This is a genomic window from Dactylosporangium sucinum (genome assembly GCF_014647515.1).
GTDB classification, from domain to species: Bacteria; Actinomycetota; Actinomycetes; order Mycobacteriales; family Micromonosporaceae; genus Dactylosporangium; species Dactylosporangium sucinum.
In genome coordinates, this window is sequence record NZ_BMPI01000090.1 from 1 (window position 1) to 11,417 (window position 11,417).

The 11,417-nt window shown below is 69.3% G+C and carries 12 protein-coding genes; 7 read left to right on the forward strand and 5 right to left on the reverse strand.

The genetic code is table 11. The features are described from left to right. The 5 genes from IEZ31_RS49695 to IEZ31_RS49710 all read left to right on the forward strand — a co-directional run. The coding region (locus IEZ31_RS49695; RefSeq protein WP_190257152.1) for an RICIN domain-containing protein at window positions 1–528 on the forward strand (528 nt) is incomplete at its 5' end. A 192-nt stretch (window positions 529–720) separates the two neighbouring features. Next, entirely contained in the window at window positions 721–2,106 is a 1,386-nt protein-coding gene (xylB, locus tag IEZ31_RS49700; protein ID WP_190257153.1) for a xylulokinase, read from the forward strand. A 425-nt stretch (window positions 2,107–2,531) separates the two neighbouring features. Beyond that, window positions 2,532–2,666, forward strand: a complete 135-nt coding sequence (locus tag IEZ31_RS58745) for a hypothetical protein (RefSeq protein WP_268241763.1) — start codon at window positions 2,532–2,534, stop codon at window positions 2,664–2,666. A gap of 37 nt (window positions 2,667–2,703) precedes the next feature. Further along, on the forward strand, window positions 2,704–3,180 hold the full coding sequence (locus IEZ31_RS49705; protein WP_190257154.1) for a hypothetical protein: 477 nt from the start codon (window positions 2,704–2,706) through the stop codon (window positions 3,178–3,180). A gap of 403 nt (window positions 3,181–3,583) precedes the next feature. Beyond that, a complete protein-coding gene (locus IEZ31_RS49710) occupies window positions 3,584–4,204 on the forward strand; it encodes a ferredoxin (protein ID WP_190257155.1) in 621 nt (206 codons plus the stop codon). A gap of 481 nt (window positions 4,205–4,685) precedes the next feature. On the opposite strand, the gene IEZ31_RS49715 is transcribed toward IEZ31_RS49710, so the two are convergent. The 3 genes from IEZ31_RS49715 to IEZ31_RS49725 form a co-directional block, all read right to left on the reverse strand. Beyond that, window positions 4,686–5,135 (reverse strand): HIT family protein, encoded by a 450-nt coding sequence (locus tag IEZ31_RS49715; RefSeq protein ID WP_190257156.1) that lies wholly within the window; start codon window positions 5,133–5,135, stop codon window positions 4,686–4,688. Between the two features lie 103 nt (window positions 5,136–5,238). After that, a complete protein-coding gene (locus IEZ31_RS49720) occupies window positions 5,239–5,898 on the reverse strand; it encodes a response regulator (RefSeq protein ID WP_190257157.1) in 660 nt (219 codons plus the stop codon). Beyond that, on the reverse strand, window positions 5,895–7,070 hold the full coding sequence (locus IEZ31_RS49725) for a sensor histidine kinase (RefSeq protein WP_190257158.1): 1,176 nt from the start codon (window positions 7,068–7,070) through the stop codon (window positions 5,895–5,897). Before IEZ31_RS49725 ends, IEZ31_RS49720 begins: the two co-directional genes overlap by 4 nt. Before the next feature lie 143 nt (window positions 7,071–7,213). On the opposite strand from IEZ31_RS49725, the gene IEZ31_RS49730 reads away from it, so the two are divergent. After that, entirely contained in the window at window positions 7,214–8,446 is a 1,233-nt protein-coding gene (locus IEZ31_RS49730; RefSeq protein WP_190257159.1) for a DUF418 domain-containing protein, read from the forward strand. Window positions 8,447–8,639: 193 nt separating this feature from the next. Here the strand turns inward: IEZ31_RS49730 and IEZ31_RS49735 are convergent, their stop codons facing one another. Both IEZ31_RS49735 and IEZ31_RS49740 read right to left on the reverse strand, forming a co-directional pair. Then, on the reverse strand, window positions 8,640–9,179 hold the full coding sequence (locus IEZ31_RS49735) for an SIS domain-containing protein (RefSeq protein ID WP_190257160.1): 540 nt from the start codon (window positions 9,177–9,179) through the stop codon (window positions 8,640–8,642). After that, entirely contained in the window at window positions 9,176–9,385 is a 210-nt protein-coding gene (locus tag IEZ31_RS49740; RefSeq protein ID WP_229837064.1) for a beta/alpha barrel domain-containing protein, read from the reverse strand. Before IEZ31_RS49740 ends, IEZ31_RS49735 begins: the two co-directional genes overlap by 4 nt. A gap of 431 nt (window positions 9,386–9,816) precedes the next feature. Between IEZ31_RS49740 and IEZ31_RS49745 the strand changes: the two genes are divergently transcribed. Beyond that, a complete protein-coding gene (locus tag IEZ31_RS49745; RefSeq protein WP_190257162.1) occupies window positions 9,817–11,340 on the forward strand; it encodes a carboxylesterase family protein in 1,524 nt (507 codons plus the stop codon). The last annotated feature ends 77 nt before the right edge of the window (window positions 11,341–11,417 follow it).

An 11,417-nucleotide genomic window follows, 5' to 3' on the forward strand; every position in this document is an offset into this window, starting at 1 on the left:
ACCGAGAGCCCGCTGCTCTTCGACGGCGGCGGCAACAAGAAGGCCGCCTACAACTCCGTGCTCAACGCCCTCAACGCCGCCGGACCGACCACCTCGCCGACCGGCGGCTCGGCCTCCCCGTCGGCCTCGTCCAGCTCGTCGCCGCCGCCGGCGGGCGGGAACCGGATCGTCGGCGCCCAGTCGGGCCGCTGCGTCGACGTGCCCAACGCGTCGCACAACAACGGCACCCGGGTCCAGCTGTACGACTGCAACGGCCAGACCAACCAGGCGTGGACCTACACGTCGAGCCGGCAGCTGACGGTGTACGGCAACATGTGCCTGGACGCCGCAGGGTCGGGCAACGGCTCGGCGGTGCAGATCTACAGCTGCAACGGGCAGGCCAACCAGCAGTGGAACGTCAACTCCAACGGCACCATCACCGGCGTGCAGTCCGGACGGTGCCTGGATGTCTGGGGCACCGGCAACGGCCAGCAGATCCAGCTGTACGACTGCTGGGGCGGGGCCAACCAGCGGTTCAGCCTGAGCTGACCGGCCCCTTCTGAACGCGGCCCTTGGCCCCGCCGCAGCCGCGAGCGGGAGCCAAGGGCCAGCGGCCGTTGGTGTCAGGCGTCGCCGGACGAGCGCCGTTGGAGGGCGGCGGACGGGTTTGGAAGGGTATTGAACTAACCCGTTGGTGTGCGTACAGTCGGCCTCGACCGCGAGCTACGGAGGCTTGACGCGATGACACTGGTTGCCGGGGTAGACACGTCGACCCAGTCGACCAAGGTCGTGGTGTGCGACGCGGACACCGGCGAGGTGCTCCGCGAGGGCCGCGCGCCACATCCCGACGGCACCGAGGTCGATCCGCGGTTGTGGTGGGCCGCGTACGAGCAGGCCAGCGCCGGGCTGCTGGACGGCGTCGCCGCGATCGGTGTCGGCGGGCAGCAGCAGGGCATGGTCTGCCTCGACGAGGCCGGCGAGGTGGTACGCCCCGCCGTGCTGTGGAACGACACCCGCTCGGCGCGTGCCGCGGTCGACCTCACCGGCGAGTTCGGCGGCCCGCAGGCGTGGGCCGACGCGGTCGGCCTGGTGCCGGTGGCCAGCTTCACGGTCACCAAGCTGCGCTGGTTCGCCCGCGCCGAGCCGGAGCTCGCGGCCCGGACGACCACGGTGCTGCTGCCGCACGACTGGCTCACTCACCGGCTGCGCGCGGACGGGGGCGAGCCGACGACCGACCGCGGCGAGGCCTCCGGCACCGGGTACTGGTCGCCGGCGACGGGGGAGTACCGCCGGGACCTGGTGAAGCTCGCCTTCGGCCGGGACCTGGCGGTGCCCCGGGTCGCCGGGCCCGCCGAGACGGTCGGCGAGACCGCGTCCGGCGCGGTGCTGGCCGCCGGCACCGGTGACACCATGGGCGCGGCGCTCGGCGTCGGCCTGCGGCCCGGCGACGTGGTGGTGTCGCTGGGCACCTCGGGGTGCGCGTTCGGGGTGAGCGAGGCTCCGATCGCCGACGCGAGCGGGCTGGTGGCCGGCTACGCCGACGCGACCGGCCGGTTCCTGCCGCTGGTGTGCACGCTCAACGCGGCCCGGGTGCTGGGTGCGGTCGCCGAGTTGCTGGGCCGGTCGCTGGCCGAGTTCGACGAGTTGGCGCTCTCGGCGCCGCCGGGCGCGGGAGGGTTGACGCTCCTGCCGTACCTGGACGGGGAACGTACCCCCAACCTGCCCGACGCGCGCGGTCTGCTCGCCGGGCTGACCCGGGCGAACGCGTCGGCGGCGAACCTGGCGCGGGCCGCGGTGGAGGGCATGCTCGGCGGCCTCGCCGACGCCCTCGACGCGCTCCGCGCCCAGGGCACCCCGGTCAACCGGGTGTTGCTGATCGGCGGCGCGGCCAAGTCCCGCGCGGTACGGGCGATCGCGCCGGCGCTGTTCGACGCGCCGGTGAGCGTGCCGAGCCCCGGCGAGTACGTCGCGCGCGGCGCGGCGCGCCAGGCGGCCTGGGCGCTGTCCGGCGGTGCCGAGCCGCCGCAGTGGCCTGTCGCGGCCGAGGAGGTCGCTGCCGCCGGTACCCCGGAGGTGCACGAGCGCTACGTCGACGTCCGTCAACGGGCGCTACGGCTGCTGACGTAAACGGGACGGACGGGTAAGAGGCATGCCGGTAACGGACATCGGGTACGAACGTTGCGCCTGCGCTGGCTGATTCGGCTATTGATTCCGTGACCATCTGCCGCTGAGACTGGCACTCCGGCCAACGCGACTCCGGAGCGGATAGTGGCTGTGGCCATTGTCGGCGGTTCAGTCTTGGCAGACGGACCCCCCGCCCGGCTAGGGAGGTGCTGCGAGGGTTCTTTGATGTGGCGGACGAGCGTAGCCACGTAACGCCGTCCGTAACGGAACCGCAGGATTCGCGGTCACCCCGGCCAACATCGCAGCGATGCCTGACCTGGTTGTCGAGTTGATCCTCATCAAAGCGCAGGAATACATCAGCACCAAGAGCCGCCAACCAACCCGCGATCCAGTTCGCCGACAGCCACCGCCGGTCGACCGATGCGCAGATGATCCTGCGAGATCTGGGCACCCGGTACACGGACCTGCTCCCGTACATCCAGGACCTGCCCGCCCGGATCCGGGCTCTCATCCTCGTGCCGGAGAGCCGCGGCAACATCGCCGCCCGGATGCCCCAACCGTAACTTGGCCCGCCGGCTTATACCACTACTAAGGAGTAGGGTGGCATTCTTCCGCAAGACAGAGCCGAATGATGAACTTGCCGAACTCCGGCTTTCCGTGCAGCAACGTGGTCAAGCCAAGATTCCAGAGGCGGCGGCGTATGTGGAACGGTACCTACAGGGGATCGCGGCAGAAGCCGGGGTTTCTGCCGACAATGCGGGGCGGGCCTGGCTGCGCGACCGTCTCCGCATGTTCATGGTGGTCGGATGGGCGTCCTGGTTCCAAGTCCTCGACCGCATACCGGAAGGCCAGCAGCTACGGGGCGAGTGGGTGCAGCTGACGCTCGATGCAACACGATTTGGCCCCGAACATCTGGTCGCATGGTGGTGGCTCGTCAGCGAACCGCTGTTCCGGCCCCTGGTTGCCAACCAATTGACCGAGATGCGCGGCGCCCTGACCGACGGCGCATTGGCTATCCGCCGGCAGGGTAACCGCTTCGAAGACGAAATGGTCGACTGGAAAAGCTTCTTCAACTGACAGCGCCGCTGCGTTGAGGATCTGTTTCGACACCCAGCAGGACTCCTTCGGCAGCGCGCACGAAGTTTCATTGCCTTCATCTGCGATTACGACCTGGACGGTGATTTCGATGTATACCGGCGACAAGTACCAGCAGTGCCGTAATAGGAAATGCGGCAAGAAAACCAAGTGGGTTCGCTGCCCGAGATGCAACGGTCGTGGCCCGACATACACGACAACATGCGGCAACAACTGTTCGGCCGGATACAAGTGCGAGAATGGTGTCAACGATCAATTCCACTGACTTGGTGGGCCACCCGGAAAAGGGCCTGGACCCAGGCGCCTCGCCGTGTGGCCCATCCAGTTAGCAAGTAGATGTGACGTCGGTCCCGCCCACTGCCGATACTGTAGGATCGAGGTCAGGATGGCGCTGCCGCACCGGCGTCGATCAACCTCACCTTTACAGCACGAGCCGCTGTACTGGGATCCGATGCAGCATCTCCCCGCCATGTTCGCTGCGCGGCCGTGGGATGGTTTGTGGCCCGGACCCGACCTGACATTTCCGGGCAAGTGGGAGGACCGGAACTGGCGCAACGTGCCAGGCCCCATCTACGGTGCGATGACCGACGGCTGCTGGTTCGGCCGGCTCTACGCGCCGCGACACGTCCTCTACGGCGACGACGTCCACGACGAGCAGGAGTTTCTGTACCGCCAGCCCCGCAACGTCCACGAGCTGCGCGATGTCATCGTCTCGGCGCAAGCGGACCCGTACGTCGGCTGGGGCTGCGACGGCGACACCCACCGGACCCCGAGCCTCGTCCGCGACTGGTGGCGCGACCGCGATCGCTCGCGCGACTGGATCACCGTCGGCGAGCGTGCGCTTCGTGACCTCGTGGCCGATCTCAACACCATCGACAGCGAGTACGGGCTGATCGACACCATCTATCGCGAGCAGGCCTGGGACGCCTTCCAAGACCTCGCCGGACGCCTACACATCCCCGAAGCCCGCGCAAGCGAGTGGTTCGACGAAGACCGCCGTTTCTGATCTACGGCGCCCCTTGTCGTGCCCGAAGCGTGTGTATCCGCTGATGAGCATGGCCGCGCGCTCATCGGCCAGAGTCGTGCGCCAGAGGTACGGACGCCGCGGCTCGCGCCGCACAGCGAGGGACCGCTCTCAGGAGCCGGTTGCGCTCGGACGGCGGCATGAGCGGACGCTGGTGGTCTACACGATGCTCCGAACCGAATGGCCGGCGGCGAACGCGCGTCTGTCCGAACGCCTGGCGAGGGCCTAGACCCGTGTCTCATTTGGGGTGTTTGATGAATTTGCGGTAGCAGATGAGGGTGCAGGCGATCGTGGCGAACGCGGCGAAGTGGGTGGTGTAGCGGTCGTAGCGGCGGACCAGGCGTCGGTGCGCATCAGCCAGGACATCGAGCGTTCGATGACCACGTTCCTACGGCAAGTGCGTATTGTGACGAAGCTCTGGCAGCCGGCGCGCACGGGCGGCGGCATGAGCGGAAGTGACCAGTCAGTCCGTCGACGCGATGGCGTCTTTGATCGCTTGCGCGTCGCTGTCGAGGAGCGACCTCTTGCGTTCCGGCGAGTCGGCCTTGAGGGTCCAGCCGTCTCCTGCGTAGCGAGGGATGACGTGAAGGTGGAAGTGGAAGACCGTCTGGAAGGCGACTTCGCCGTCACAGAGGAGGACGTTGATTCCCTCGCAGCGCATGCTTGAGCGTCGCAAGGCTCGCGCCATGTTATGACCGACCGACCAAACGTGAGCGCTCGTGGCTCCGTCGAGGTCTTCGAGGCCCACCGCGTGCTTGCGTGGCACGACGAGTAGATGGCCGGGTGTGACGGGGTTCAGGTCCATGAAGACCACGACGGTCTCGTCCTCGTACACCACACTGGCCTCGGCCTGCCGGGCCACAATGGCGCAGAAGATGCACCCCTGCGCCGCCGATGTCGCGTCCTGTGTCATGCGCGCAATAGTCCCAGTGTGCCCAGACAGGTGCTACTTACTTCGACCAGGCGGCGGAAGCCAGGTGCCGCTCGCGGGCTCAAGGTCGCCCGCGCCGCCGCCGTCAGCAGTCGAGCAGTCGAGCCTGGTGGGCGAGGATGGCGGCCTGGACCCGGTTGGCGAGGCCGAGCTTGGTCAGGATGCGGCTGACGTGGGTCTTGGCGGTCGCCTCACTCATGTGGAGGCTCGCCGCGATGTCGGTGTTCGACAACCCTCTCCCCACGGCGATGAGCACCTCCTGCTCTTTCCTTGTCAAGACGGTGAGGCGCTGACTGGCCTCGGAGCGTCCTGCGTCGACGGTGATGAACCGGCGCAACAGTCTCCTGGTCACCCTGGGGGAGAGCATGGCGTCGCCGCGCGTCGCGCTGCGGATTGCGGTGAGCATTTCCTCGGCCGAGGCGTCCTTGAGGAGGAAGCCGACAGCGCCGTGCCGCAGCGCGGTGTGCACGTACTCGTCGAGGTCGAACGTCGTGAGTATCACGACGTGTGGCGGCGGGGTGAGGTGGGTGAGCCGCTCGGTAGCGGTGAGGCCGTCGGCGCGGGGCATACGGATGTCCATCAGTACGACGTCCGGACGGTGGCGCCGCGCTTGTTCGACGGCCTCGTCGCCGTCGGCCGCCTCGCCGACCACGACAATGTCGGGCGCGGTCTGCACGATGGTGCGCAACATCGCCCGAACCATCCATTCGTCGTCAACGACAAGCACCCGGATCGGTTCGCTCATTGAAGGTTCTCGGAGTCCGGCCTCGGCGTCAGCGGTACCTCGACGGTGATCTCGAAGCCACCGTGCGGCGAGTGCCCCGCGGTCATCTGGCCACCGACGAGCCGTACCCGCTCCGCGATACCGAGCAGGCCGTGTCCGCCGCCGGGCAGGCCGGTCCCGGCCGGACCTCGGCCACGGTCGTTGCTCACCACCAGACATAACGTTCGTGGAGTGTGGGTAACGCGGACGTGGGTCCGCGCACCGGCGGCGTGCTTGTGCACGTTGGTCAGCGCCTCCTGTACGACGCGGTAGAGCGCGTGGTCGATGAGCGCGGGCGGCCGGGTCCCGGACTCGTCGGTCAGGTCGAAGGTGACCGGCAGGCCGATGCGGCGGGACGCGGCGACCAGGTCGGCCAGGTCGGCGAGCCCGGGGTGCGGCGCCAGGGGCGGTTCCTCGTCCGCGCGGAGAACATTTACAAGTGACCGCAGCTCCTCCAGGGCTTCGCGTCCGATCGTGCGGACCCGCCGGCCGATGGTGACGGCATCCTGTCCCTGGGTCGCTTCGAGTGCGGTGGCGTGCAGGACCATCAGCGACACCCGGTGGGTAACGACATCGTGCATGTCCCGGGCGATCTGGGCACGTTCCTCACTATGGGCCTGGAGGATCCGCTGGTATTGCTCGCGCTCCACCCGCTCGGCGCGCTCCCGCACCCGGGCGATCAGCTCACGCCGGGTGCCGATGTACAGGCCCAGGAGGGCAGGGCCGGCGCAGATTGCCGCGCTCAGCGGCGCGGCCGCGTCGGCTCCGCCCACGCTCCAGATGGGTACTCCCACCACGGTCGCGGTGAGCACGGTGCTCACCGCGACCTGCCGCCACGACCGGGTTTGTTCCGCGAGGTTGTACTGCGCGAACAGCACGGCGATGAACGCCGCCGTGCTCACCCAGGCGACCACACCGAGCAGTACAACGAGCGCCGGCCGGCGGCGCCGCCACCAGACGGTCGTCCCGACCAGCACGCCGAGCGGGATCGCGAACCACATCGGCGGGTGCCAGCCGAAGTAGGCGATCTCGTGCGGGCCGAATGCACGACCGGCCCCGCCGTCGCCGAGTGCCGTCGATCCGCCGATGGCGAGCGCCAGCACCGCGTCCACGGGACGGCCGTGGTCCGCGCGGAACCGGAACCACCGACTCATGGCTCGCCATGGTAGTCGCGGCCCGGATGGCCTGCATCAGCAGAAAGTTGTACGTGAACGCCGGAAGCCGGCTCCGATCCGCCGACACCGAGGGCGTAGGTTGCCGGATGTCTCGGCTGGGTCGTCCCGCCGATGCTGCCGGCATGGACAATTCCCAATCGACGGCGATCCGACGGCCGCCCACGGCCGGACCGGCATCCGGATCGGAACGCATCGTTGCCCTGGACGTTCTCCGTGGCTTCGCCCTGCTGGGCATTCTGATCGTGAACATCACGGTCTTCCAAGGCGAGCCGCCGCCGGACGACCACTCGGCGGGCGTCGTCAAGGACGTCCTCACGTTTGCCTTCTCGGACAAGTTCTACGCGCTGTTCGCGTTGTTGTTCGGATACGGCCTGGCCATCCAGATACGGCGGGCGGGTACCCAGCACGTCGCCCGGATGCGGCGCAGGTTGGCGTTCCTGTTCATCCTCGGGCTGACCCACGCGGTGTTCCTGTTCTACGGCGACGTCCTCGCCAGCTACGCCATCGCCGGAGTGGTGCTGCTCGCCCTACGCCGGCTCTCCGCCCGTACGGCGGCCCGCGCCGCCACCTGGTCGCTGGTCGGCCTCGCCGCCCTGCACCTGATTCTCGCGCTCGGCTGGGCGTTGGCCGGAGGTGCCGGCGACTCGGCGGCCGGCGACGACCGAGGGGCGTCTGCGGCGGCGATCGCCGCGTACCAGGGCTCGTTCACCGACATCGTCAGCCAACGGCTGAGCGACTTCGCCGGATTCGTCCCGTTGACGGTAGGGCTGCTCCTGCCGAACTACGTGGTGCTGTTCCTCGGCGGCATGGCCGCTGGCGCGTACGGGCTGCTGGACCGAGCTGACATCCCGGCCCGCCGCCTCTGGCGGGTGGTTGTCATCGGGTTGGCGATCGGACTGCCCGGTGCCGCACTGTCCACCGCGTTCCCGATTGCCGAGGCGAATCCGCTGTCCGTCGCGGCACGTGGTGCCAGCGTGCTGACCGCGCCGGCCCTCACCGCCGCCTACGCGGCCGGCCTGCTGCTCGCCGCGCGGACCCGACCCGGACACCGCTTGGCGGACCTGCTCGCACCGGCCGGACGGATGGCTCTGTCCAACTACATCGGACAGTCGGTCCTGTGCGCCTTTCTGTTCACCGGCTATGGCCTCGGCCTGATCGGCACCACGGGAAGCCTCGCCACCATCGGTATCGCGGTCGGTGTCTTCGCCGTCCAGGTTGTGCTGAGCCGGTGGTGGCTACGCCGTTTCCGGTTCGGCCCGATGGAATGGCTCCTCCGCTCGGTGACCTACCGCCGCCGGCAGCCGTGGCGGGATGCGCCGGCCAACGGTAACGGGCCGGAGTCGCCGCACTCCTGAGTGGGCGACTCCTCGAGGGTTTCAGCACCATGGTGTCCGGCGACGAGCGAGTACGGCCGTCGCCGGTCACCCACCCGCGCGTGCGCCCGGTCAGCTTCACCGGCCGGTTCGCGGCGAGAGCGGCGGAACTCGCCGCGGCCGAGAAAGGGAGGATCCGCGCCCGCTCGTTGTTTCGTATCGGGAACCCTGACGCCTATTGCAGGTTGGCGTGTCGGGCCCGCATCGTCGCGTGCGCGTCGGTGTCGTTGCCGGTCAGTTCGAGGATGAGCGCGTCGAGCAGCAGCAGCGCGCTTAGTTCGAACAGTGAGCCGCCGAACTGGCCGGTTTCGGTGGTCTGGACGTGGATCACCGTGTTGGCGAGACCGGCGAGGGTGCTGGTGGGGCGGGAGGTGAGGGCGAGGACCTGGGCGCCGAAGCCGGCGGCCAGCCGGGCGAAATGCAGCGTGACGGGGGTCTCCCCGGAGTTGGAGATCATGACCAGGCCGTCGCCGCGGCTGATCGAGGGTGCGGTTGCTTCGCCGACGGCGTGGGCGTCGAACCCGACGTGCATCAGCCGCATGGCCGCCATCTGCGCGACGAGCCCGGAGCGTCCTTGCCCGGAGCAGAACCATCGGCGGTGCCGGTCGGCGAGCATGGCCTTGGCTGCGGCCATCTGCGCGGGCGAGACGGCGGAGAGGACGCCGGTGATCTCGTCGCGCACTGCCAGCCAGGGGCTGTCGACGCTGGTGCTCATCGTGGTTCCTTCAGGGTGTGTGCCGTGGTGTCGGCGAACAGGCGCCGGCCGATGACGATGTAGGTGGCGCCGGCGGCGAGGACCGAGCCGAGGTTGTCCTCGCCGACACCGCCGTCGACTCCGACTGGCCGGTCGAGGCCGGCGTGGCTGACCTTGTGCAGCATGGCCGGGTCGGATCGGCCGCCGGTGCCCGGCTCGAGCAGCATCACGAGGAGCCGACGTTGTCAGGGCTGCTCCCACCCTCCCCGGCACCACCCGGATCAGGCTGCCCTCAGCTCCAGCGTCGCGCTGCGACAGGTTCAGCGGCGAAGGTCTCCACCTCCGCTCGAACCAACAGTGCCTCACGGCGCAAACCGCGCGTCGGTGAGATCGTGCCGCCTCGTCACCGCTACGGCTGTCGGCGTGGCTGCACCTGGAGCAGTACGCCAACAACCGCGTCGAGGCGGACCGCAGTCAACTCAAGCACCGGCTCAGACCGATGCGCGGCCTGCGGACCGAACGAACGAGCGCGCGCCGAGGGCTCGCTTGCCGCCGACCCGGGCTGCCGCGTAACGTGCAAGACGATTAGCGTATTGCTAACTGGCTGGGGTGTGGCCCCAGTCCGCTGGTGCATCGCTAACATCGGAGGGGGAGTGCCATGACGGGGGTTCACGAGATGCCGGAGGCAACCGCGACGCTGCCGACGTGCGAGGTGCGCACGCGTCAGGGCACGGTGCGCGGGGTCGTCCGTGGTGGTGTTCGCACCTTCTGGGGCCTGCGCTACGCCGGTCCGGCGGTGCGCTTCCGGCGTGCGCGACCGGGACCCGGCTGGAACGGCGTCTTCGACGCGACGACGCCGAAGGCGATGGCCCCGCAGGCCCCGTTCGGCGGCATCTTCCGGACCCCGCCGGGAGGCTTCTCCGAGGACTGTCTCTATCTGAACATCCATGTGCCGGATGAGCCTTCCCCGACTCCGCGACCCGTCCTCGTCTGGATCCACGGGGGCGCCGGCGGCTCCGGGGCCGCGAACCAGTATGACGGAACCGCGCTCGCCCGCCATGGCAACCTCGTCGTCGTGACGATCAACTATAGGCTCGGAGGGCTCGCCCAGCTCGACGTCTCGGCATGGGGGCCCGAATACCAGGGCTCGGGAGATCTCGCCTTCTACGACCAGGTGGCCGCCCTGGAATGGGTGCGCGATCACATCGGCGCCTTCGACGGGGACCCGGAGTTCGTCACCATCGCCGGCGAGTCCGCGGGTGCCGGCTCGGTCGTGGAGTTGTGCGCATCCCCCGTGTCCGCCGGACTGTTCCGCGGTGCCATCGCGTCCTCCGCGCCGGCCCTGTCCGACCGGCGGCCGGGTGGGCACCTCGAGGAGCTCGCCAAGAAGCTCAGGCTGCCGCCGGACCGGTTGCAGCGCCGGCTTGTCGAGTGCTCCTGGCCGGAGCTGCTCGACCTGGCGGCAAAGGCGCGAGGACGGCGCGAAGTGGCGAAGACCTACCTGCACGGCAAGGTGGCCGATCTCATCGCCGCCAAGGCGGAGCGGGCCCCGGACCTGGTGATCGGGTACGCGTGCCACGAGGGCGACTCGATGGAGTTCCTCACCCGGCAGGGTCTGCGGCGGCTCGGTCCGCTCGCCGGGCCGATGCTGCATCTGCTGATGCTGCAGGTCGTTCCGCACGTGGCGGGTGGACGGGACCAGCGGCGCGAGTACCTGCGGCGGCTGCGGCGCGAGCACGGTGTGCGGTACGGCGCGCGATTCAACGATCTCGTGTGGACCGACCTGTTCCGGCGCGGCGCGGTCGAGGCGGCGGAAGGCGCCGCGCGGGCGGGCGCCCGTGCGCACGTGTACGAGCTCGACGTCCCGACCGTCATCGCCGGGCAGCGCATGCGATCCACCCACGGAGTGGACATCAGCCTGACGTTCAACTGCTGGCGCGATCCGGGCGCGATGGACGAACCGCTCACGGACGACCAGGACGCCCCGGCGCTCGCCGACCGATGGGTGGCGATGATCGCCCAGTTCTGCCGGACGGGCTCGGCGGACGGCCCCCTGGGATCCTGGCCGGCCTACGACGTGGCCGAGCGCCCGGTGCTGCGTGTGGCGCCGCGGGAAAGCCGGATCCTGCGCGATCCCGACCCGGAGTACCGGCAGCGCGTCTGGCCCGAACGGGCCGGGTAGGACCCCCGTCGCGATGTCGAAGACCCGGGGCGGCGGGGTGTCTTGACGCCGCCTCGACCAGAAGTTTAGCGTAACGC

What these genes read in the sequence shown, in the direction of transcription:
- IEZ31_RS49710 (WP_190257155.1), top strand. Translation starts at nt 3,584, where the DNA reads ATGGCGCTGCCGCACCGGCGTCGATCAACCTCACCTTTACAGCACGAG.
- IEZ31_RS49715 (WP_190257156.1), bottom strand. Translation starts at nt 5,135, where the DNA reads ATGACACAGGACGCGACATCGGCGGCGCAGGGGTGCATCTTCTGCGCC.
- xylB (WP_190257153.1), top strand. Translation starts at nt 721, where the DNA reads ATGACACTGGTTGCCGGGGTAGACACGTCGACCCAGTCGACCAAGGTC.
- IEZ31_RS49735 (WP_190257160.1), bottom strand. Translation starts at nt 9,179, where the DNA reads ATGAGCACCAGCGTCGACAGCCCCTGGCTGGCAGTGCGCGACGAGATC.
- IEZ31_RS58745 (WP_268241763.1), top strand. Translation starts at nt 2,532, where the DNA reads ATGATCCTGCGAGATCTGGGCACCCGGTACACGGACCTGCTCCCGTAC.
- IEZ31_RS49740 (WP_229837064.1), bottom strand. Translation starts at nt 9,385, where the DNA reads ATGCTGCTCGAGCCGGGCACCGGCGGCCGATCCGACCCGGCCATGCTG.
- IEZ31_RS49745 (WP_190257162.1), top strand. Translation starts at nt 9,817, where the DNA reads ATGACGGGGGTTCACGAGATGCCGGAGGCAACCGCGACGCTGCCGACG.
- IEZ31_RS49730 (WP_190257159.1), top strand. Translation starts at nt 7,214, where the DNA reads ATGGACAATTCCCAATCGACGGCGATCCGACGGCCGCCCACGGCCGGA.
- IEZ31_RS49720 (WP_190257157.1), bottom strand. Translation starts at nt 5,898, where the DNA reads ATGAGCGAACCGATCCGGGTGCTTGTCGTTGACGACGAATGGATGGTT.
- IEZ31_RS49725 (WP_190257158.1), bottom strand. Translation starts at nt 7,070, where the DNA reads ATGAGTCGGTGGTTCCGGTTCCGCGCGGACCACGGCCGTCCCGTGGAC.